The sequence below is a fragment of the Chloracidobacterium sp. genome (genome assembly GCA_016716305.1).
Classification (GTDB): Bacteria; Acidobacteriota; Blastocatellia; order Pyrinomonadales; family Pyrinomonadaceae; genus OLB17.
On the sequence record JADJWP010000002.1, the window covers coordinates 1,267,869 to 1,288,755 of the forward strand.

A 20,887-nucleotide genomic window follows, 5' to 3' on the forward strand; every position below is an offset into this window, starting at 1 on the left:
AGAAAGAGCCCGTGACGCTTTTGAAGCACCACGGGCTTTTGATCGGAGGAAACAACGCACCTGATCAACTGTTCAGGTGCCGGCCCCAGTTCCCTTTCGGGACTACGGCCGCCTGACTACGGCTTTTCTGGAGCAGGCTGCTGCACGACCGGCTGGATCACCGGCATCGGGGACGGAACCGGCACGGGAGCCGACTCAGAAGAACCCGAGTTCGATACCGGATTGCCCAAAGGCACCGGCTGGATGATCGTTGCATTCGGCCTGGTTCCCGACGAACCCTTCTTCGTCTCATAATCCGGGCGATAAATACGCGGGGTTATGAAGAAGAGGATCTCGTTGGTATTTCGCTGAACGCCTTTTCGCTTGAAGAGTGCTCCAAGGATCGGAATTCGTGAAAGGCCGGGTGTACGATCTTGATTTTCACGTTCGTCGTCGAACAGAACACCACCTACAACCGTGGTTCCGCCATCGGGAACGGTCACCTGCGTCTGCATCGTCTGGGTGTTGATGGCCGGGGCCGCACCTGAGACAAGCGTTGCCGTCGAGCTGTTTTCCGCGACCACGTCGAGAACGATCGTACCCAGATCGGTGATCTGCGGTGTGATCTCGAGTTTGAGCGGAACGTCGATGTATTCCGTTGTGGCGATCACGGCTCCACCGGCGGCCGATCCGGGCTGGATCGTCGTGATCGGGATCTGCGTTTTGCTTTCGATCACAGCCTGACGGTTGTTAAGAGCGGTAACACGCGGGGTCGCGATGACCTTAGCCTGTCCCTTCTGCTCACCGGCAGTGATCAGCATGTTGATCTGTGCGGTTCCAAAAACGCCCGTCGTCAGGCCGATCGCCGTATTTGCGATCTGCGAGGCGAGGTTGTTGTTGATCGAGCCGACCGGTAAGCTCGGCGGGATCGGCAATCGGGGGTCGACCGGGGCTTCGGGCAGGGTACCGCCGCCGGCTCCGCTTCCTCGGGCGCCGATTACAAGTGCTGAAATCTGAACACCGACGTCGCGGCTGAAGTTACGTGTCGCGACCACGATGCGTGCTTCGATCTCGACCTGCGGCTCAGGCTGGTCAAGAATCTCGATAAGCTGACGGATGGCGTCGATATTTTCGCGCACATCCGTGATGATCAGAGAATTGCTGCGGAGGTCGACCTCGACCGAACCACGACGCGAGAGGCGACGCTTGACTATCGGAAGAAGTCCTTCGTTGCCGACGCCGGCACCGCTGCTCATCGAGGAGCCCATTCCGCCGCCTGAACCCGACTGTGTACCGCTGGTCGCGGAACCGCGGCCGATGTTGCCAACGGCACGGGCGTAGTTCAAACGCATGAACTCGGTGTAGAGCGGCGATGAATCAAGCTGATTGTCCATCTGGAGACGCCGGATCTCGCCTTCCGTCGCAAGTGTTTTCGAATCTGCGACCCGGAGGATGGTTCCGTTTACCTGGACGCCAAGCTCCTGCGATCTCAGGACCGAATCAAGGGCGACATTCCAGGGCACATCATTTACATTGACTGTGACCGGAACGGCCTTGACCGATTTATCGATCACGAAATTGATACCGTACTGTTCGGTGATGTAGCTCAGAAGTTCGCGAATGTCCATATTCACGATCTTGAGATTGATCGGCTCGCCGACGAAACCGGCGTCGCCGTACATCTTGCCTTGCTGCCGCACGTCCTGGCCGGCGACAACAATGCCTAACAGACTTACTAAGATCGACGCGATCACTGCCTTTCGCAGGTAACCGCTGATGTTATGAAGAGAATTCATGTTTCCTCCGTTGCATAGTCCATCCACGCCCAGATATCACAAGCCGTGGTATGAGTTGAAGTGCTTCGCTATTTGCGACACCCGGCGAATTTTCCGGAATGTCCAAAACTTGTTTATTTGTTGCTCTTGGCAACCTTGACGGGTTTCTTTGCGCCTTTGGCAGGTTTGCCTTTAGCTTCTTCGGTGGTGGTCACCTGACGGTTCATTTCATCAAGCGGCGAGACGACCGGCCCGACCGCCGGCTTGCCGTCGGTGGTTACCGTCGTTCCTGGCTGGGCGGTTGACGCGGAACCCTGTACCGGAGCGGTCCCCTGTATCTGTGCCTGGTCAGAGAACTGACGAAGCGATTTGTTTTCGACCGATGAAACGAACTTGCCGTTGCTCATCTTGGTCACCTTACGGAAAACAAGGCGGTTTTCCTCAACAGCTACGAGTTGCCCGTCAAAGAATCGTTCGCCCGGATAGATCGTGTACGAAAGCCTGATCGGCGTTGCTTCGACCATCGCCGCATATCCGCGGGGTGTTCGGAAAATTCCGGTCACGCTCATCTCGTTGAGCGTTAGGACGCTCGTTACTTTCGGCAGAGGCTGGCCATTCGCCGCAGCGTTTTCGCGCATCTGTTTGTAATACGCTATGCGCTGCTCGATCGCTGGAGCACCAAGATCGATCACCGGCGGAGGTGTCTTCTTCGTACCCGTCGCAGCACCTGCTCTCGAGTCTTTCGTCCGGGCCCAGCCGGGCTTCGCGAACGGGTCGCGTGTCTGCGCATCGGCCCCGGTGACGTAACCGCTGATCAGGACGAAGCCCAACACGGCGAGGTTCATGCTCAAGAGTCGAAATAACTTTGCTTTGTTCATCATGGCTTTATCTCTCTAGATCCTTTTCAGTAGAAAAAAGGGCTGGTTATTTGGCGGCGGGAGGAGCGGCTGTCGGCGGTACTGCGGTTGCCGGCGGCTTGGGCGCACCCGGTTTTGTCGGATCCGGTTTCGGTGTCAGGGCTTCAGGATCGGCATAGAAAGCCGTCAAAAGAAACTGCGCATGCAAGGTCTTTTCGCCGGTCTGCTTGTCAAGCTGATTGATCTTGAAATCCGAGATCGAAACGATCCTGGGCAGCTTTGCCATCTTGTCGAAAAAGGCCCGCAGATTGTTGAAATTGCTGTCAACCTCGACCTCGACCGGCTTGGCCATGATCGAATCCTGCTGGGTATCGTCACGAGGCGAGAACCGCATTACGACGAGACGCGAATCCTTGGCATTGTCCTGCAGTCCCTGAAGTACGTTTGTGATCTCACGCTGTTCCGGAAGAAGGACCTTCAGTTCTTCGTATTCCAACGACTTGCTGGCAAAAAGTGCCCTGAATTCATTGATACGCTGGGTCGCAACACGAGCGGCCTCGTTCTTGGCAGTGATGGTCGCGATCTCTTCGTTGAGTTTGGCAACCTCGGCCCGCGTTTCGCTGGTGATGAAGTACCAGACCGTCATGTAAAGCAGCGAGGCAATGCTGACCAACAAGATCAGTTGGAAGTGCCATTTAAGGTTTTTGATTTTCTCTAACATTGTAGTGTCCTTCTCTTTCGTAAGATCAACAATTCGTATTGACCGAAAAGGTCCGATCAGTTCTTAGCTACTTGCGGCTGGCCGGCAGACTGAGCTGCTGGGCCTCCAGGTGCGGCCGATGCATTCGTCGGCATCGGATTGTTGGCTCCGGCTGCCTTCGAGGGCGTATATGCGGTCTTGATCGTGAAATCGACGACATTGACCTTTGGCTGTTCGCCGCCGCCCGCCGGGACCGAAGCCATCTGATTGACGACCTCCTGACGCTGCGTCTCGATGTTGAGGTTCGAGAACAAGCCGTTCGAGAATTCGAGGCTGCGACCGAACTGGGTGACCGCGGCTTCGTCGGGCGAGTTGCCTTTGATGATCACCTGATCGCCGGCCTGTTCGATACTCTGAAGGTATAGTCCGGGAACCATGGCGATACGCTCTCGCATTGCTTCAAGCACCGCACTCGGACCCGCCTGTTTTGCCCTCAGATTCTTGATCGCCTCGATACGCATATCGATCTGCTGTATCTTCTGTTCAAGCTCTCGCTGTTCTTTCATCACGACCTCGAGCTCGGCAGCGATCTGCTTCTGTTCAGCCAGCCTTCGCTCGGCATCGGTTTTGGCCATTTGCGAACTGATAACATCCCATCCGACAACGGCCGCGAGCAGGAATGCCGTAGCGAGCGACATCAAAAGGAGTCGCGAAGCCGGGCTGCCGACCTTGCGGTCGACCGCGACGACAGCGCCGCCCTGACGTTCAGTTACTGAATTCAGTAGGTTTATTTTGATCATGGTTATTAAACTCCCCTCATCGCCAGGCCAACGGCAACAGCCATTTCGGGCATGATTTCGCTCAGGTAATCGGGATCGAATTTACGTGCGTCGACCTTGATGTTGCGGAAAGGATCAAGCACCTCTACCGGCAATTCGAGCCGTGCCGATAGATCCTGTGCCAGGCCGGTCAGCTTCGATCCGCCGCCCGAGATAAGGATCTTCTGGACGATGGTCTCGTTGTCTTCGGTCGTGGCACGGTAAAAATCGAATGTTTTTTGAATTTCCATTGCAACGATCTCGGTCACGTTGCTGATAAGCGGTTCGATCGCGGTCTCTTCAACACCTTCGACGGCGTTATTGACTCCACGCTTGACGGCCTCGGCCTGTTGGAAGCTGAGTCCGAGGCTTCGCTGTAAAACGTCTGTGAACTGGCTGCCGCCGACCGTTATGTCACGCGAAAAGAGCGATCTCGTTCCTTTGACGATATTCACGTTCATCGTCGATGCTCCGATATTGAGCAGCGTGACGACCTGCGAGTCGGTCGGCTGATAGTTCAGCTCGTAACAATTCTGGAGGGCAAATGTATCGACGTCGATGACGTACGGCTCTTTGCCGGCAAGTTGGACCGCCTGACGGATATTGTCGATACGCTCGCGTTTGCAAGCGGCGATCAGAACATGTGTAGAATCGGAGTTTGAAGCGGTGATCTGATAATCGAGGCTGACGTCGGATAGGTCATACGGAATATGCTCCTCGGCATGCCAATCGATCGATTCTTCGAGTTCTTCCTGGCTCATCGGCGGCAAGATGATGTTCTTGATGATGACCGAATGGCCGCTGACGCCCGTTACGACGAGGTCGGCATTCACACCGTTGCTGCTGCAAACGTTCTGGATAGCGTCAGAAACGGCGTTGAGCTCCATTATCTGTCCATCGATGATCGTTTCGTCGGGTAGATTCTGATAACCGAGGCTGACGAGGTTAAGGCTGTTTGCTTTGCCGTCGAGCTCGACCATTTTGACAGAGCTCGATCCGATATCCAGACCGGCTGCGCTTTTCTTTTTACCGAACAGCATTTTCTTCTTGCTCCTTCACGGCTCTAATGCCAATGATCTTTATATTGTTCTAGGGATTTTTTGGATACATCGGATCGGAACGGCTGCGTTGCACTCGGGGAACTTTGCCACCTTTTGATCTACAGCATCGGAAGGACGTTCACAGACAGGCCAACTGAAGGCAGTGATTCGCAGCCGTTCCTTTCCGGATGTTTGTGACGGCGTTAGAAACGCCGTCGCAGGATGTTGTATTTCAGAAAAAGTTTTCGCATCGGGTGGCGAAGGGAAACGGTCATTCAGCACCGTCAAGTGATTAAGTTACAGGAATGGTCAACATCTGTCAACACTTTTTTGCACTGTTGAACGATTGTTGAAAGAAAAATATTCAGAATGACCGATGCTCGTATTTACGGGCCTTTCCGCAGATCCGATATGTTGCGTTATTTCAGGCTGACCGAATTTCTTTCGGCTGGAAGGCAAAAATGTTCGAACAGCTTTCTTAGAACAGAATGAATGAACCGTCATCGGTCGCCCGCGGCATTCGATGGAACACCGATCATGACAATCTTTGTGACATCGGCTTGGGTGAAACAAACCGGGAGAGCAAAAGGTTAGACGACTCTACGAACCGTGCCTGGTCCTGATCTCCATCTTTGCGATCGATTCGAGATGGACCTCATCAGGGCCGTCGGCGAGCCTGAGCGAACGTGCGTAGGTCCAAAACGCAGCAAGCGGGAAATCCTGAGAGACTCCGCCTCCGCCGTGGACCTGGATCGCACGGTCGATCACCTTCAGAGCCATCTGCGGAACCGCGGCTTTGATCATCGCGATCTCTTTTTGTGCGGCCTTATTTCCGACCGTATCCATCATCCACGCTGCTTTGAGCACTAATAAACGAGCCTGGTCGATCGCCATCCGCGATTCGGCTATCCATTGGCGAATGACGCCCCGGTCAGCGATGGGCTTGCCGAAGGCGACACGGTCCATACCGCGCGTTATCAATAGCTCTAAGGAACGCTCGGCCACACCGATCAACCGCATACAATGATGTACACGCCCCGGCCCGAGCCGTCCCTGGGCGATCTCGAAACCGCGTCCTTCGCCTAAAAGCAGATTCGATCTGGGAACGCGGACATTGGTGAAGGTGATCTCGGCGTGGCCGTTCGGCGCATCATCGTACCCGAAAACACTGAGCAATCGCCGGACGACAACACCCTCGGTGTCCATCGGCACAAGGATCATGGATTGCTGACGGTATCGCGAAGCGAATGGGTCAGTTTTGCCCATGAAAATGGCAAGTCTGCATCTGGGATCGCCGGCGCCGGTCGACCACCACTTTTTGCCGTTAAGCACATATTCATCGCCGTCGGCAACTATCGACGCCTCGATGTTCGTCGCATCGCTCGAGGCAACTTCCGGTTCGGTCATCGCAAAACATGAACGGATCTCGCCGGACAGCAAAGGCTCTAACCAAGCTTCCTTCTGCTCGTCGGTCCCGTAGAGATGCAGCACCTCCATATTGCCGGTGTCGGGCGCGGAACAATTGAAAACCTCGCTTGCCCAGGTCACACGGCCCATTATCTCAGCCAACGGTGCGTATTCGAGATTTGAAAGACCGGATATGTCCGGGAGGAACAGGTTCCACAGTCTCGCGTTCCGGGCCTTTACTTTGAGGTCTTCGATCACGCGGCTCGGCTCCCAGCGGTCGCCCGAGTTTATCTCGTCAAGATACCTCTGCTCGTTCGGATAGATATGCTCGTCCATGAACGCCAAAAGCCGTCCCCTGAATTCGTTTGCTTTTTCGGAATATTCGAAATCCATGTGTTAGTTCGTCCTCGCAAGCGGTGCCAGCCATCCCGGCTCTAAGGGCTCTTCGCGCATCGGCTTACCTTTTGCGATCGTCCAGCGATGAATCCATGACAGCCCCCGGGAAGAAATGGCCTCGGGGAGTTTGTACGCCGGGTCGGCAAGGGCCTCGTCCAATGTTATGAAGGAATATCCTCGCTTTCGAATCATTGCAGCGAGTTTGTCAAAATGGTCAGCATTCAATTCGTTAGCGTGAAGAAGGAGGGTCTGTTTGACCTCATATCCGAGCAGCTCCACGCTGATCTTTTCAAAATGATCGAAGACCTTATCCATGTATTCGATGTACGAGGCGACGATCTTCTCGGCGGACTGCATATCACCTCTCTGCTTTGCATTCGCGTAGGCCATCGCATAAACGTAATCATTGTTATCGACAGTGACCGGAGCGGTGATGTAACCGCGGCGGGAGAGAAAGTCGTTAAGCTGTTTGCGGTACTCTTCGGTGGGCCCGGTTCTGAGTTGGGTGTGGCGGTAATAGCGAAGTTTCTTGCCTTTTGCATCAAGAAGCATTCGCGTTACCGTCTCGCCGCGGACGACGTCTTCGGCGTATTGCTCGAATGATGCACGGTCGATCTGAATGTGAGAGAAGGAGTGGTTGCCCAGCTCATGGCCATCATCGAGCCAACGTTTTAGCAATGCGGTTCGCCGGTCGATCTCGCCAACGACAAATAGTTTTCGCTCATTAACGAATCCGATCGCAGGGACACGGGCGGCCTTGAGTTTCGAAAGAAGGTTTTCGGTAACGTATTCATATTCAGCCAGACCGCCGTGGGTCGCTGGAAGGTCGTCAAATGTGACCGCGACCGAGCGATTCGCGGGCTGAGCGGCCGCGGCTGCCGACATTGCAAGCGACAGAAGGAACAGAAAGAGATATTTCGGCCGAACGACGGAGGCCCGCCCCATTTGATACATTCGAGTAAGTTAGCACAGGTGCCCCGCGAGGCGTAATCTGCCCTCATCGCCGGCCGAGGGCATCCTTCCATCGTTTTCCCCACGAACGCCCGGTGCGAATGTCAGCGAACTCGTTATGCGGCTCGACGAGGGAGAATCGATACTCCTCGCCGCCTACACAAAACTTGAACCCGCCGCCGAAGTAATACCACGGAAAGGTAATGCCGCTTATTTCGTCGATCGGTACGTCGAATCGAGGGCTGTCGTCCTCAATGTAACTCAAGCGTCCGTTGGAAAGGCTAAGCGTGCCTGGCTCGCTGTCTCTGAGGCCGGTGAGCCGCCAGACCGGTGTGCTGATCGAGGTCATCAGAGGGCATTTTAGCGCCATTCGGCGGACTGTCCTATAATCGAGCGAATGACCGAGTCGATCAACGAAACCATAGCACCGCGTGAAGGCATCGAGACAGCCAAATTGGGAGTGTACGTCAACGCTCGGATCGGCGGGGTTCAGACCGAGGTTGGCGTGCGGCAGTTTCCCGGCGGGAGCTCGAACCTGACCTACCTGATCACGATCGGCGATGAAGAATTCGTTCTCCGCCGTCCGCCTTATGGCAACACGGTCAAGACTGCCCATGACATGCGGCGTGAGTATGATGTCTTGTCAAAACTCTCGGCGGTTTATACCGCGGCTCCGAAGCCGCTTCTTTTTTGCGATGACAATGACGTGATCGGATCAGAGTTCTACCTTATGGAGAGGCGGCGGGGTCTGATCATTCGCGGAGCCGCTCCCCCGGAGATGGAGAATTCGTCAGAGTTGCAGCGGTCGGTTTGTCGGGCATTTATCGGCAATCTTGCGGACCTGCACAACCTGAACTATGCGGCGGCGGGCCTCGGCGATCTCGGACGGCCTGAGGGCTATCCGCGCCGGCAGGTCGAGGGCTGGACGAAGCGATACTTTGCGGCGAAGACCGATGAGCATCCGGAACTCGAAGCGGCGATCGAATGGCTCAATGCCAACATTCCGCCCGAATCCGGTGCCTCACTCATTCACAACGATTACAAGTTCGACAACGTGATGCTCGACCCCGATGACCTGACGCGTATCACAGCAGTGCTCGATTGGGAGATGGTCACGGTCGGCGACCCCTTGATGGACCTCGGAACCACGCTCGGCTATTGGATATCAGCCGACGCCGGTGAAGAAATGATGCGGATGCCATTCAATCCGTATGTGCTTATGAAGAACGTTTCGCGAAGAGAGTTGGTGGAAATGTACGCGGAAATTTCGGGCCGGGACGTGTCGAACATTCTCTACTACTACGTCTTTGGGACCTTTAAGATCGCCGTGATCGCTCAGCAGATCTATGCGAGATATGTAAAAGGACTTACTCAGGACAAGCGATTCGCAAACTTTGACCGCTTCGTCTGCGCTCTCGGTCGCATTGCCGGGCACACTATTCAAAAACGCTCAGTTTGAATCGCCGCCTGTTCGCTGCTTCCACGTTTGGGGATTTGACCCATCGTCGCGGCGCAGCATTGTGATCGCACCAGGTGATGGACAGACAAGAGCGCAGAGGTTGCAGCCGACACATTCTTCTTCTATCACTCGCGGGTAGCGATGGCCGTTGGATTGGACGAATTCGAACGACTGGTGGGCGCCGTCCTCGCAGGCGATGTAGCAGAGGTTGCATCGGATGCAGTGCTCTTCGTTGACGTGGGCCTTGACGTCGTAGTTCAGATCGAGGTTGCCCCAGTCGGTTACGCGGTTGACGGACTTGCCGACGATGTCGTTGACCGAGGCGAAGCCTTTCTCGTCGAGATACGTGTTCAAGCCGTCGATCATGTCTTCGACGATGCGATACCCGTAATGCATCACCGCCGTGCATACCTGAACGTTGCCGGCACCGAGCAGCATGAACTCCACCGCGTCGCGCCATGTCGAAATACCACCGATGCCGCTGATCGGGATGTTGAACTCCGGATCGCGTGCAAGCTCGCTCACCATATTCAACGCTATGGGTTTGACCGCCGGCCCGCAGTAACCGCCGTGGGCCGCTTTCCCATTAACGTTTGGATACGGAACAAGCGTGTCGATATCGACGCCGATCACCGAGTTGATCGTGTTTATCAGCGAAACCGCATCGGCACCGCCTTTCATCGCCGCACGTCCCGGCGGCCCGATATGGGCGACGTTCGGTGTCAGTTTTACGATCACCGGTATTTCGCTGACCTCTTTCACCCATTCCGTCACCATGCAGGTGTATTCAGGCACCTGGCCCATCGCGGCTCCCATTCCGCGTTCGCTCATGCCATGCGGGCAGCCGAAATTCAGTTCAAACCCGTCGCATCCGGTGTCCTGTGACCGCTTGACGATCTCGTGCCATGCTTCCCTTTTTGACTCGACCATCAGCGACACGATGACCGCGTGGTTCGGATATTTCTTTTTGCACTCGGCGACCTCTTTCAGGTTGACCTCAAGCGGCCGGTCGGTGATCAGCTCGATGTTGTTGAGCCCGATCATCCGCGTCGACCCGTGATCGATCGCCGCCAACCGCGACGAAACATTTACGATCGGTTCACCCAACGTCTTCCAAACCGCACCGCCCCAACCCGCATCAAACGCGCGCTCGATCATCGAACCCATATTCGTCGGCGGCGCCGACGCGAGCCAGAATGGATTTGGTGACTTGATCCCGGCGAAGTTGATACGTAGATCTGCCATACGTTATCGGATTCTAAACCTACTTCGATAAAGTAGATAGTAAAGGAAAGTGCAAAGTACCAAAACCAAACCCGCGTCGAATAGCGAATACTCGGATGATGGCGGCGTTGACCTTACCTCGACCGGTACTTCTCCTAGCTCGTTTTCTGTTGTACTCGGCCGCTCCTCGTTACTATTTGTCAGCATTTCGTCAACTACAGCGAGCCTAGTAAGGCTCCTCCTAAGCTTTGTCTCGCGAACAACCTTCGATAGTTTATCCAATTCGTCGAGCTCACTAAATCGCCAGGGATAATCCGAGCTTACTGTGCCATCGCTTTCTACTTCCAGAAGCCAGATCCCCTTAACGTTTTCATCACCTTTATGTTCAACACGAGGACAGGCGATCATCGACGAGTTTTGCCACTTGATAAAGATCTTATCGCCGGACTTAAGTATGTCGCCGGACGTTGTTTTATCATTTCCTGCGATCACTTTCTCGACGACAATGAACCCTTCAGAATAGTCGACATTGTCCCGAGTGAATTCGCTAACGTTTTGTAACGTGCCGACCAGGATCAAATCAGAATCCTTTACAAGCTCCGCAGTCGATATCAATGCCCACTTTGCGATGAGATTGGAAGACAACGAAAGAGCAATGACTATAGTAAGGATCGATCTTTTCATAATGGCATTTGGGTAACGGAGCCTAATCTATAGAATATAGACGCGCGAAAAGGAATATTGTTCCCAAACCTACTCGAGTCCTTTAAACCCCTTCCAGCTTCTTCTTCAACGCCTTCAAAAACTTCTTGTTGTTCAGAATATCCTGCCCGACCGACTCCGTGTCGGAAGAACGATTTTCCATCACTTTCCTAAGTTCGTTGTTGATCTGCGTTTGATAGGGAGCTGCGTTCGGTTGCTCAGCGCGTTGCTTGAAGTAATCGAGTACTTCCCCATCGAGGTAGATCGAAACCTTGACCTTATTGCTCTTATTCAATTTTTCGGCCCAACGCGAGCGTCGAAACTTGTGAACACCGACGGGCATCATGTCGTCAGCGTCCCAACCTTTCGCCAGGCCCTTATCGTACTCTTCCTGCGTCATTTCGAAGAGAACTTCTTTCTCAGAACTTTTTTGCTTCCTCATATATCCTGGATTCAGTCCGGCTCGCCTTTCGAGCTGAGATTATGCGGATCTTATCGCTGCCCTTGATAGTGTGAGCAACTATCAAAAGCCGAACATCCGACCGGCCGATCAATGTGAATCGCTGCTCTTCATCGGAGGAATGGGCATCGTCAATATCATCCACAGCGAATGGGTCGTAGAACGCTTCGACAGCCTCAGTAAACGAAACGCCGTGCTTTTTGAAATTCGCTTCGGCTTTTCGCGGGTCCCATTCAAACTCCATTGACTAGTATACCTACATGTATGGATATATCAAGATATTTGCCGGGACCTTCTCCGTCGGGGCTAGAATGTCCCTGGCTGGTCTTCCGCCGGCATTATGTTCTCGGCGTCGGGTTCGTGTTCATGATGGATGCCGGGAACGGGGTGAACAGCTTCTTCAGGCGGAACACCGGTTTCGTCGACCGTGTCTTCATGTTCAGGTTCCTGGTCTATGTCATTTCTTTGCATATTCGCGCCTCCGATCTACGGATATGTATATGGTGCTTGAATGCCAAGCGGTATGCCGAGTGCCCAATAAATAATAAGAAAGATGATCCACGTGATCATGAATACGACCGTGTAAGGCAGCATCAATGACACGAGGGTCCCGATCCCGGTGTTCTTCACATATCTTTGAGCAAAAACGACGACGAGCGGGAAATAGGGCATCAGCGGTGTGATGATATTGGTCGTCGAATCGCCGATCCGGTACGCGGCCTGAGCCAATTCGGGCGACATACCCAATTGCATTAAAAGAGGAACAAATATCGGAGCAAGCAATGCCCATTTGGCCGATGCCGAGCCGATCAGCAAATTAACAAATGCAGTGAGCAAAATTATGCCGATGATAGTAACCTGCGGCGGAAGTGCCAACGACTGCAGCGCACCAGCGCCTTTAAGGGCGAGCAACGCGCCGAGATTAGATTGCCCGAATGCGGCGATAAAGAGCGACGCAAAGAATGCGAGAACGATGTAGTAGCCCATCGTGCTCATCGTCTTGCTCATTCCCTGAACAATGTCCTTATGGCTCTTGACCGTTCCGGCTACATAGCCGTGAACGATGCCCGGTATCAGGAACAGCAAGAAAATAAGAGAAACGATCGAGAGCATCAGCGGTGCCGACGAAGCCGTCAACTGCGGCGAAACCGGCTCGGCATTCTGTTGGAACGCCTCGCCGTATTTCTTTGCGTTCTCCTCGCCAAGGCGGGATTTCAACGCATTGTCGTAGGCGGTCTTTCCGAATATCTCCTGCCCGACTATCGGGGCCGCTTTCGCAAGCACGTCGTCAGGTACGCCCGAAGCTCTCAATCGATCGACAGATGCCTGTGAGACGCGAAAACCGGGAGCCGAACGCATGGGCGAATTCTCAGGGATCGACACGGCCACCAGGATGCCGATGCCGATCAGCATCGCAGCAAGCCCTGCGATCAACCCTTTTCGCTCCGCCGCTCCGAGTTCTTCCATCTTTGGCATTTCATCGGGATCGCCGTCGATCTCTGCGGTCTTACGGAGTCGCGGCTCGATGATCTTGTCGGTAAGGAACCAGCCCACCCCGACGAGCATCAATGTCGACGATGCAGTGAAGTACCAATTAGAGAGCGGGTTTACGACGTATGACGCATTAATGATCTGTGCACCTGACTGTGTTAATCCAGCCAAAAGCGGATCAAGGCTGGCCGGAATGAAGTTTGCGCTGAAGCCGCCGGAAACGCCGGCGAATGCCGCGGCGATCCCGGCCAGCGGATGCCGGCCAGCCGAATAGAAGATCACGCCCCCGAGCGGGATGACCAGAACGTACCCGGCATCGGCGGCCGTATGGCTGATGATGCCGACGAAAATGATCATCGGCGTCAGCAATGCCGGCGACGTGAAGCTCAGCAGTCCTTTAAGCGATGCATTTATGAATCCGGTATGCTCGGCGACGCCGACGCCAAGGAGCGCGACGAGTACGACACCAAGCGGATGAAAGCTCGTAAAGGTCGTGACCATGTTCGACAAAAATGCCGCGATGGCCGTGCCGGTCATCTGGTTGTTTATTACCAGCGCTTTCCCTGACCTCGGATCGATCTCGGCAAATGTCATTGTCGAGAGGATCGCTGAGAGTATCCAGACAACGAAAAGCAACAAAAGGAAAAGCGCGGCAGGATCTGGCAGTTTGTTTCCGACCCGTTCGATCAGATCCAGAGCCTTCTCGACAAAACTTGTAGATTTGATGACTTCGGCTGAACCGTTTTCATTTTCCATAGTTACAATTTACGAAATTGCCGCGGGAGAATGGGCTTAGATTTATTTCCAAGAATATTACTTTGTAATCGCCGAACCGGCAAATTCCACATCTTCGGCGAACAGCTGGCGATGTATGCCGATCGCAGCAAGCTTGCCCATCTGCGCGGCATCGACAGCCTCAGCACCGCCGTTCACGCAATCGCCGCCGGCAAAGATCATCGGGTCGGTGGTCTGCATTCGCTCGTTGACGACAACTCGTCCTAGTTCGTCGGTCGCAATGCCGCAGACCTCTGAAAAGAACGGCGTCATTTTAGTTTGCCCGATCGCCTTTATGACCATGTCGCACGGTATCTCGTATTCGCCTTCCGGACCGCTGACCCGGAGTGACGATAAAAGACCAACGCCGCCGATAGCTGTCGGCATGGTGTTCCAGAGGAATTCCACGCCGTCCTTCTTTGCCAATTCCATCTCATACGCGTAGGCAGGAGCATCTTTTTCTGCCCGGCGATATATCAGTGTCACGCGCTCGGCCCCAAGCCGTTTCGCCTGTGTCACGGCATCGATCGCGGTGTTTCCGGCCCCGATCACGGCCACGTTTCTGCCGATCCGAATGTCCTTCCAATTGCGCGTTTTTATCTGTCGAATGAACTCGAGCGCATCCAATACGCCGTCAAGCTCTTCGCCCTCGATACCCAGTTTTCGGGTTTCGCCAATGCCGACCGCGAGAAAAAGAACATCGTGGGAATCGCGAAGTTCCCGGATGGGAACATCTTTTTGCATTCGGAATTCTTCAACTTTCTCCGGTTCCGATCCGCCAATGGACGCCGATGGCTGCGATAGATCGCCCACGATACGCGTGTTCGTCCGGATCAAAACGCCCAAAGCCTCGATCTGACCGACCTCAGCAAGCGAATCTGCCTGCGACATTTTGTATTCGGCCATACCGTAGGTGTCGAGCCCGCCCGGCTTTTCGTTTCGATCGTAGATCGTGACGTCATAGCCGAGCCTCGCGAGGTACATAGCACACGAAAGGCCCGCCGGACCGCTGCCTATGATACCGACAGACTTTCCGTTCGATTCGCCCTTGGTGAATATCTGCTTGTCGCTGGAGAGGGCGTGGTCGGTAGCGTAACGCTGAAGGCGCCCGATCTCGATCGGTTTCTGCACCAATGTTTTCTCGACGCATGCACCTTCACACAAGACATCCACCGGGCAGACACGCGCACATGTCGCCCCGATCGGGTTTGCATCAAAAATGACGCGAGCCGAACCGCTCAGATTGCCGCTCGCGATCTTCTTTATGAAGGACGGAATGTCGATGTGCGTCGGGCAGGCGTGCATGCACGGCGCATCGTAACAATAGAGGCAGCGGCCAGCTTCGACCGCGGCCTCGGCCGGAGTCATTGCAGGATCTATCTCGGCGAAATTCGCCTCGATCTCACCAACGCTCAGAGGTGATCGGAAATTATCGGGCATATCAATTTATGCGGCAACACGACCGGTGGCGAATGTGTCTCTCGAACAGTCGTGCGGATGTTTATCGATCGTGCCCGGACGCCGTCGGGCACACTCTTTACGGCTCGTATCTCCGCCTATAGTTCGGCGTCGGCTTCTATTTCGATCAGCATATCGGGGTCGATCAATCTTGAAACTTCGACCATCGTTGTCGCGGGCATGATCTCACCAAAATACTCGCCGTGGCCCCGACCAAATTCCTGCCATTTGGAGATGTCGGTTACGAACATCCGCGTGCGGACGATGTTTTCGAGACTTGCGTCAAAGTGCTTTAATGCTCGTTCGATATTTAAGATGCACTGAACAGTCTGAGCGTATGCATCGCCAACGCCGACGATCCTGCTGTTTTCATCGGTCGCAGTGGTGCCGGTGACATAGATGCGGTCGCCAACCCTTACAGCGCGCGAATAGCCGACGATCGATTCCCATTTTGCTCCCGACGAATATCGCTCTCTATGCTGCACAATGTTCAATCAGCTACGATCGGCCCATAAAGATCCGGCCGGCGATCGCGGAAGAATTGCCATGTGTTGCGGACCTCGCGGATCTTTTCCATGTCGAGTTCTGCAACGATAAGCTCGTCCTGATCTCGGCTGCCTTCCGCAATGATCTGGCCACGCGGATCGCAGAAATAACTTTGTCCGTAAAATTCACCGATGTTCCACGGAGCCTCGGTGCCGACCCGATTGATCGCGCCGACGAAGTATCCGTTCGCGACGGCGTGCGCCGGCTGCTCGAGTTTCCACAGATATTCGCTAAGCCCAGCGACCGTCGCTGACGGATTGAAGATGATCTCCGCACCGTTCAGCCCAAGACAACGGGCGCCTTCCGGAAAATGCCTGTCATAGCAGATGTAAACGCCGATGCGTGCGAATGCCGTATCGAAACACGGATAGCCAAGATTCCCCGGGCGGAAATAGAACTTTTCCCAGAAACCGGGAGCCACGTGCGGGATGTGGGTCTTGCGGTATTTGCCCAGGTACTTCCCGTCCGCGTCGATCACCGCCGCGGTGTTGTAATAGATCCCTGAGATCTCTTCCTCATAGATCGGAACGATCAGCACCATACCAAATTGCTTTGCGACGTCCTGCATAAGCTTGACGGTCGGGCCATCGGGGACTTTCTCGACCGCATCGTACCAGCGAGTTTGCTGCTCGGCACAGAAATACGGTGTCGTGAAGATCTCTTGAAAGCAGAGCATTTGCACGCCCTGGTTTGCGGCCGATTCGATAAACTTCATTTGATTATCGATATTCGCCTTTTTGATCTCGTCGATCGACGCATCGACCGGTGCAACGTTATGTGCCTGTATAAGGCCTGCTTTGATCGTTCTTGACATAGTTATCTATCCCCGTGCGTCTTCCTGGCTTTGCTCACACGGCAGGCCGCGAACAAAGGCATGAACCTCATCGAAATTGGATATCTTGTTCGGTATCAGCCACGCTGCACTGCCGTCTTTGAAGCGGAGTTCCGTACGCCAAAGCCCCTTTTTTGTTGCAGATCGCATCGCCATTGTATCGACAACGCTTCGGAGTTCGGAGTAGGGGATCTCACCCCCACCTGCCAGGCCGATCCCGCTTTCCGAAAAATACTTGACGCCCTTTGATGTCGCACGCGTCATAAGAAAAAATATAACGACAAAAGTCAATATCAGCGCGGCACCAAGCCCAAGCGGGACAACCTTTCCACCCTGAATGCCGTTGAAAATAAAAACGATGCCTATTGGCACGAAGAAAACACCAAGCAAGATCATCAGGATCTTTGTAAGCTTGCTTTCTCTCACGTCGAGTCTTTGCGCGTTTAGCGGTACTGACATATTGAATTACCTCCGGGAACAGAAATCGTTTCGATGGATAGAGCGTTCACCGTTCAGGCCAATTGCCGTCAAGAAGACCGTAGAGTGCGAAAACTCATTAGCAGATGATACAACACAAAAGCGATTCCGAACGTAACGAACCAGGCATAAGTGTAAAGCGTGTCAAAGAAATTGGGATCGGCAACCTGACCACCCGGTGTCGTTGCTGCTCGTAAAAATCCCGGAACGACAGGAGCGATAGCGACAACCAGGGCAACTATCGCACGCCAATTAAAGCCGCTGCCGTAGGAATATATGCCATCCGTTTTAAAGAGTTCGGCAAGTTCCAGATGCTTCTTCCGGATTAGAAAATAATCGCAGATCAAAATGCCGCCGATCGCGCCCATTAAGCCGGAATATCCGATCAGCCACGTAAAAATGTATGCCCCCATCGAAGACATCAATTGCCACGGCATCATCACGATCCCTATCACGGCGGTGATCAAACCGCCCGCGACGTACGAGATCCGTTTCGGATTGAGATTCGAGAAATCATTCGATGGCGACACGACGTTCGCGGCCATGTTTGTTGAAAGCTGCGCGGCAAAAATGACGATCATCGCAAAAAGTATCACGGGTACGCTGTCGAATTTTTGAATAAGCTTGACCGGATCAGGGATCGCCTCGCCGTAAATGATCACCGTCGCGCTCGTCACAGCAACGCCGATGAATGCAAACGCAGTCATCGTCGTCGGCAATCCCAATGCCTGTCCCATCATCTGAGAACGCTGGCTCTTGGCATATCTCGTAAAATCAGGAATATTCAAACTCAGTGTCGCCCAATATCCGACCGATGCTGTCAGCGCACCCGGAAAGATCGTCCAGAAATCAGCCTGCTGCTTTTGCAGAACCGAAACACCTGTAAGCACATTCCCCAATCCACCGGCGGCATTCGTTGCCCAAACCAGCAAGACAAGGCCGCCGAACAGCAAAAGCGGTGCGGTCCACGATTCAAGATATTTGATCCCTTCGATCCCTTTTAGAATGATCACAACCTGAATGATCCAGAAGAGGAAGAATGACATCCATGTGTGCAATGGATGCCCGCCGATCATCGAGTCGATCCCGGCCCAGCCGTTCCAGAGTGCCGTAAACAAAGCATCGATCGCGGTTCCGCCGATCCACGTTTGAATTCCGAACCAGCCGCATGCAACGATCGCCCGAAGGATGGCCGGAATGTTCGCGCCTTTGGTTCCGAACGAAGCGCGAGCCAGAACCGGAAATGACACGCCGTACTTCGTTCCCGCATGAGCATTCAAGACCATCGGGATCAGTACGATGCAGTTCCCGAGCAGGATGGTCATCATGGCCTGCCACCACGTCATCCCGGCCTCGATGAACCCGCCAGCCAGCGTGTAGGTCGTAATGACAACGCTCATCCCGATCCACAAGGCCGCAATGTTCCATGTCGTCCACGTTCGTGTCGCCTGCGATGTCGGTGCGAGATCGCGGTTCCAAAGCGGCGATGATTCGATCTCGAAAGAGGTCGCGTCGTCAAGATCGAAGCTGCCATCCGGTCGGGTTTTATTAGTTGCCGTCATATATGATCTGCTCGTCCCGCCTGTAGTACCACGGCGGCAATAACAATATTTATTGACAACACTTGCGGGGAGTTATACAGTTATTCCACGTACCACTCGAACTTGGCCGCAGCCGAAGGCTCACGCTTGTTTTTTACGAAAGCTCCCTAAATTGCGACATTTTTCGAACTCGTGGTCTGCTCGAAACCGATCAAAGAAACGGAGAAATACATGGCCGATCCAAGAGAACCAAACACAATAGACGAACCTGATGTCGAGGCTTACCGCGAGCCGAATACGAAAGAGGCTCCGGAAAGCAGTAATTTGCGTGAACCAAATACCGGCATATCTTTAGAACCGAACCCGGACGACGAGTAAACGCTTCGAGGTTCTGGAGGTTCACAAACCGACTGCTGCCAAAAATTCGGGCCAGCGCGCGTCACCCTGCAACGACCGCAGCCTCGGATCTACCTTGGCATGCGTAACTCCCGGATCTCGCTGATCGATCGCACGGTCGAGCCAGGTGAACGCGACATCGGCCTCGCCGCGCATTGCGTGAATTTCGGCGATCTGAAATTCATTGCCCGCCGTTTCCTCATTCTTGATACGTTCCAATTCACGGTCAGACGCCTCGACATCGCCCTGGCGGTGGTAAATGATGGCGAGTGCCCATGATCGCCAGAAGCCGTCTGGTTCTGACTTTGCTTTCTCAGACGCTTCGTCGAAACGCCCTTGGTCCAAGTATACAAGAGCTAAAAGGGCGTTAGTAGCTGACCGTCTCGGAGCGATCTCCAACGCACGTAGAAACGCGGTCTCTGCCTCGTCAAATGATCCGGCCGCGTGACAAAGCAGGCCGAGGTTGTGCCAAACGGCGGTGCTCAACGGATCCTGGGCAAGAACCCGTCGGCTCAACTCCATCGCCTCATCAAATTTTGCCATTTTATACGCCAGGATACTGGCTCCGTCAAGAGCCGACGCACTTCCCGGAGCGAACTCAAGTGCACGAGCGTACGATATTGCGGCTGCATTCAGGTCCCAATCGTAAGATGCCTGAATACGGCCCATTTGTGCGTGGCCTTCGGCGAGATCGGGTTCTAAGGCCAGCGCCCGCTCGACCGCTTCTCTCGATCGGGCAAACCCTTCGTCGACGGGCGCCCACGAGGCTCCGGCCTCGATCGAGAATGCACGGGCAAGCTCGGCCCAACCAAGTGCAAATTCAGGGTCGATCGCGATCGCCTGCTGAAAACACTCTATCGCTTTTGCGGTATCCTCACGGGTCGTTCGGTCGAGGCGATAGCGGCCAAGCAGCAACAGCCGCTGCGCCTCAGGGTCATCCGCGCGGCCTTTGAACGCTTCGGCAACTTCTGAAACTACAAGGTCACTCGGATTCGGATCGGGCTCTATTCCCGTAAGCAATCCGCGAAGCTCCTCAACGACGGACTGAGCGATATCGTCCTGCACCGCAAAAATATCATTCAAGGTACGATCGTACGCCTCGGACCAAAGCTGAAAGCCATCCTCGACCTTTATGAGCTGAACTGAGATCCTTACGCGTTCGCCTGCGGCCCGGACACTGCCTTCAAGAACTGTCGCGACATTGAGTATCCGGCCAACCTCGGCGATGGTCATCTGCTTGTCCTTGAAGGAAAAAGCAGACGTCCTGGCTGCAACCCTCAAGCCGCTGATCTTGGCGAGCACGTTGAGAAGCTCCTCGGCCAATCCGTCCGAAAAGTAATCGCCGTCTTCGCCGCGGCTGAGGTTTCGAAAGGGCAAAACGGCGATCGAATTCAATTTTTGCTCAATTACCAGGGGCTCGATGGCGTATCTGAGCGTCGGTAGATCGGCAATATTCGCAGGATGAAACCGTACGGTTGCCGGTTCGAGAGCGATCGCGCCAAAACTCGCCGGCCCTTCGAGCAGCGCATTGCCGTCATCGAGGCAATACAGCAGCGTATCGTCGTAATAATCTCGCCTACATTCAGGGCATCGTTTCATAGCTG

The 20,887-nt window shown here is 54.3% G+C and carries 22 protein-coding genes and 1 pseudogene; 2 read left to right on the forward strand and 21 right to left on the reverse strand.

Features of this window, described 5'->3' with window-relative positions:
* Positions 1-116: 116 nt before the first annotated feature.
* From pilQ to IPM28_07710, 8 genes are all read right to left on the reverse strand, one after another.
* Positions 117-1,775 (reverse strand): type IV pilus secretin PilQ, encoded by a 1,659-nt coding sequence (gene pilQ, locus IPM28_07675; protein ID MBK9172872.1) that lies wholly within the window; start codon positions 1,773-1,775, stop codon positions 117-119.
* A 113-nt stretch (positions 1,776-1,888) separates the two neighbouring features.
* On the reverse strand, positions 1,889-2,635 hold the full coding sequence (locus IPM28_07680) for a hypothetical protein (protein ID MBK9172873.1): 747 nt from the start codon (positions 2,633-2,635) through the stop codon (positions 1,889-1,891).
* A gap of 43 nt (positions 2,636-2,678) precedes the next feature.
* A complete protein-coding gene (gene pilO, locus IPM28_07685) occupies positions 2,679-3,332 on the reverse strand; it encodes a type 4a pilus biogenesis protein PilO (GenBank protein MBK9172874.1) in 654 nt (217 codons plus the stop codon).
* Positions 3,333-3,388: 56 nt separating this feature from the next.
* Positions 3,389-4,111, reverse strand: coding sequence for a PilN domain-containing protein (locus IPM28_07690; protein MBK9172875.1), 723 nt, complete (start codon positions 4,109-4,111; stop codon positions 3,389-3,391).
* A 5-nt stretch (positions 4,112-4,116) separates the two neighbouring features.
* Positions 4,117-5,169, reverse strand: a complete 1,053-nt coding sequence (pilM, locus tag IPM28_07695) for a type IV pilus assembly protein PilM (protein ID MBK9172876.1) — start codon at positions 5,167-5,169, stop codon at positions 4,117-4,119.
* A 600-nt stretch (positions 5,170-5,769) separates the two neighbouring features.
* On the reverse strand, positions 5,770-6,969 hold the full coding sequence (locus IPM28_07700; GenBank protein MBK9172877.1) for an acyl-CoA dehydrogenase family protein: 1,200 nt from the start codon (positions 6,967-6,969) through the stop codon (positions 5,770-5,772).
* A gap of 3 nt (positions 6,970-6,972) precedes the next feature.
* Complete coding sequence (locus IPM28_07705) at positions 6,973-7,926, reverse strand: polysaccharide deacetylase family protein (GenBank protein ID MBK9172878.1); 954 nt, start codon at positions 7,924-7,926, stop codon at positions 6,973-6,975.
* A gap of 43 nt (positions 7,927-7,969) precedes the next feature.
* Positions 7,970-8,293, reverse strand: coding sequence for a hypothetical protein (locus tag IPM28_07710; protein ID MBK9172879.1), 324 nt, complete (start codon positions 8,291-8,293; stop codon positions 7,970-7,972).
* A 27-nt stretch (positions 8,294-8,320) separates the two neighbouring features.
* Between IPM28_07710 and IPM28_07715 the strand changes: the two genes are divergently transcribed.
* Positions 8,321-9,382: a phosphotransferase family protein gene (locus tag IPM28_07715; protein ID MBK9172880.1), complete on the forward strand. Its 1,062-nt coding sequence runs from the start codon at positions 8,321-8,323 to the stop codon at positions 9,380-9,382.
* Here IPM28_07715 and preA read toward each other — a convergent pair.
* The 12 genes and pseudogenes from preA to IPM28_07775 all read right to left on the reverse strand — a co-directional run bounded on the left by preA (position 9,374) and on the right by IPM28_07775 (position 18,908).
* A complete protein-coding gene (gene preA / locus IPM28_07720) occupies positions 9,374-10,627 on the reverse strand; it encodes an NAD-dependent dihydropyrimidine dehydrogenase subunit PreA (protein MBK9172881.1) in 1,254 nt (417 codons plus the stop codon). The two genes, IPM28_07715 and preA, sit on opposite strands and share 9 nt — an antisense overlap.
* Before the next feature lie 3 nt (positions 10,628-10,630).
* Positions 10,631-11,290, reverse strand: coding sequence for a hypothetical protein (locus IPM28_07725; protein ID MBK9172882.1), 660 nt, complete (start codon positions 11,288-11,290; stop codon positions 10,631-10,633).
* An 82-nt stretch (positions 11,291-11,372) separates the two neighbouring features.
* Positions 11,373-11,750, reverse strand: coding sequence for a BrnA antitoxin family protein (locus tag IPM28_07730; GenBank protein MBK9172883.1), 378 nt, complete (start codon positions 11,748-11,750; stop codon positions 11,373-11,375).
* Positions 11,728-12,012 carry a BrnT family toxin gene (locus IPM28_07735; protein MBK9172884.1) on the reverse strand — a complete coding sequence of 95 codons (285 nt, stop codon included), beginning with the start codon at positions 12,010-12,012 and terminating at the stop codon, positions 11,728-11,730. Before IPM28_07735 ends, IPM28_07730 begins: the two co-directional genes overlap by 23 nt.
* A 62-nt stretch (positions 12,013-12,074) precedes the next feature.
* Positions 12,075-12,239, reverse strand: coding sequence for a hypothetical protein (locus IPM28_07740; GenBank protein MBK9172885.1), 165 nt, complete (start codon positions 12,237-12,239; stop codon positions 12,075-12,077).
* A gap of 15 nt (positions 12,240-12,254) precedes the next feature.
* The gene (locus IPM28_07745; GenBank protein MBK9172886.1) at positions 12,255-13,181 is read right to left on the reverse strand and encodes an AbgT family transporter; all 927 of its coding nucleotides are present in this window, start codon (positions 13,179-13,181) and stop codon (positions 12,255-12,257) included.
* Positions 13,182-13,223: 42 nt separating this feature from the next.
* Positions 13,224-14,015, reverse strand: a pseudogene (locus IPM28_07750) (AbgT family transporter).
* A gap of 57 nt (positions 14,016-14,072) precedes the next feature.
* The gene (locus IPM28_07755) at positions 14,073-15,473 is read right to left on the reverse strand and encodes an NAD(P)-dependent oxidoreductase (GenBank protein MBK9172887.1); all 1,401 of its coding nucleotides are present in this window, start codon (positions 15,471-15,473) and stop codon (positions 14,073-14,075) included.
* A 116-nt stretch (positions 15,474-15,589) separates the two neighbouring features.
* Complete coding sequence (locus tag IPM28_07760) at positions 15,590-15,985, reverse strand: RidA family protein (protein ID MBK9172888.1); 396 nt, start codon at positions 15,983-15,985, stop codon at positions 15,590-15,592.
* Positions 15,982-16,851, reverse strand: coding sequence for an acyltransferase (locus tag IPM28_07765; protein MBK9172889.1), 870 nt, complete (start codon positions 16,849-16,851; stop codon positions 15,982-15,984). The genes IPM28_07760 and IPM28_07765 overlap by 4 nt, the downstream gene beginning before the upstream one ends.
* A gap of 6 nt (positions 16,852-16,857) precedes the next feature.
* On the reverse strand, positions 16,858-17,328 hold the full coding sequence (locus IPM28_07770) for a hypothetical protein (protein ID MBK9172890.1): 471 nt from the start codon (positions 17,326-17,328) through the stop codon (positions 16,858-16,860).
* Positions 17,329-17,396: 68 nt separating this feature from the next.
* A complete protein-coding gene (locus tag IPM28_07775; GenBank protein MBK9172891.1) occupies positions 17,397-18,908 on the reverse strand; it encodes an NCS1 family nucleobase:cation symporter-1 in 1,512 nt (503 codons plus the stop codon).
* Between the two features lie 210 nt (positions 18,909-19,118).
* On the opposite strand from IPM28_07775, the gene IPM28_07780 reads away from it, so the two are divergent.
* Positions 19,119-19,265, forward strand: a complete 147-nt coding sequence (locus IPM28_07780) for a hypothetical protein (GenBank protein ID MBK9172892.1) — start codon at positions 19,119-19,121, stop codon at positions 19,263-19,265.
* A 21-nt stretch (positions 19,266-19,286) separates the two neighbouring features.
* Here IPM28_07780 and IPM28_07785 read toward each other — a convergent pair whose 3' ends face one another.
* A complete protein-coding gene (locus IPM28_07785; protein ID MBK9172893.1) occupies positions 19,287-20,882 on the reverse strand; it encodes a tetratricopeptide repeat protein in 1,596 nt (531 codons plus the stop codon).
* Positions 20,883-20,887: the final 5 nt, after the last annotated feature.

Coding starts and splice junctions, on each gene's coding strand:
- pilQ (MBK9172872.1), bottom strand. CDS start 1,775: ATGAATTCTCTTCATAACATCAGCGGTTACCTGCGAAAGGCAGTGATC.
- pilM (MBK9172876.1), bottom strand. CDS start 5,169: ATGCTGTTCGGTAAAAAGAAAAGCGCAGCCGGTCTGGATATCGGATCG.
- IPM28_07765 (MBK9172889.1), bottom strand. CDS start 16,851: ATGTCAAGAACGATCAAAGCAGGCCTTATACAGGCACATAACGTTGCA.
- IPM28_07735 (MBK9172884.1), bottom strand. CDS start 12,012: ATGGAGTTTGAATGGGACCCGCGAAAAGCCGAAGCGAATTTCAAAAAG.
- IPM28_07705 (MBK9172878.1), bottom strand. CDS start 7,926: ATGTATCAAATGGGGCGGGCCTCCGTCGTTCGGCCGAAATATCTCTTT.
- IPM28_07785 (MBK9172893.1), bottom strand. CDS start 20,882: ATGAAACGATGCCCTGAATGTAGGCGAGATTATTACGACGATACGCTG.
- IPM28_07710 (MBK9172879.1), bottom strand. CDS start 8,293: ATGGCGCTAAAATGCCCTCTGATGACCTCGATCAGCACACCGGTCTGG.
- IPM28_07770 (MBK9172890.1), bottom strand. CDS start 17,328: ATGTCAGTACCGCTAAACGCGCAAAGACTCGACGTGAGAGAAAGCAAG.
- IPM28_07780 (MBK9172892.1), top strand. CDS start 19,119: ATGGCCGATCCAAGAGAACCAAACACAATAGACGAACCTGATGTCGAG.
- IPM28_07715 (MBK9172880.1), top strand. CDS start 8,321: ATGACCGAGTCGATCAACGAAACCATAGCACCGCGTGAAGGCATCGAG.
- IPM28_07755 (MBK9172887.1), bottom strand. CDS start 15,473: ATGCCCGATAATTTCCGATCACCTCTGAGCGTTGGTGAGATCGAGGCG.
- IPM28_07745 (MBK9172886.1), bottom strand. CDS start 13,181: ATGCTGATCGGCATCGGCATCCTGGTGGCCGTGTCGATCCCTGAGAAT.
- IPM28_07740 (MBK9172885.1), bottom strand. CDS start 12,239: ATGCAAAGAAATGACATAGACCAGGAACCTGAACATGAAGACACGGTC.
- IPM28_07680 (MBK9172873.1), bottom strand. CDS start 2,635: ATGATGAACAAAGCAAAGTTATTTCGACTCTTGAGCATGAACCTCGCC.
- pilO (MBK9172874.1), bottom strand. CDS start 3,332: ATGTTAGAGAAAATCAAAAACCTTAAATGGCACTTCCAACTGATCTTG.
- IPM28_07730 (MBK9172883.1), bottom strand. CDS start 11,750: ATGAGGAAGCAAAAAAGTTCTGAGAAAGAAGTTCTCTTCGAAATGACG.
- IPM28_07725 (MBK9172882.1), bottom strand. CDS start 11,290: ATGAAAAGATCGATCCTTACTATAGTCATTGCTCTTTCGTTGTCTTCC.
- IPM28_07700 (MBK9172877.1), bottom strand. CDS start 6,969: ATGGATTTCGAATATTCCGAAAAAGCAAACGAATTCAGGGGACGGCTT.
- IPM28_07775 (MBK9172891.1), bottom strand. CDS start 18,908: ATGACGGCAACTAATAAAACCCGACCGGATGGCAGCTTCGATCTTGAC.
- IPM28_07690 (MBK9172875.1), bottom strand. CDS start 4,111: ATGATCAAAATAAACCTACTGAATTCAGTAACTGAACGTCAGGGCGGC.
- preA (MBK9172881.1), bottom strand. CDS start 10,627: ATGGCAGATCTACGTATCAACTTCGCCGGGATCAAGTCACCAAATCCA.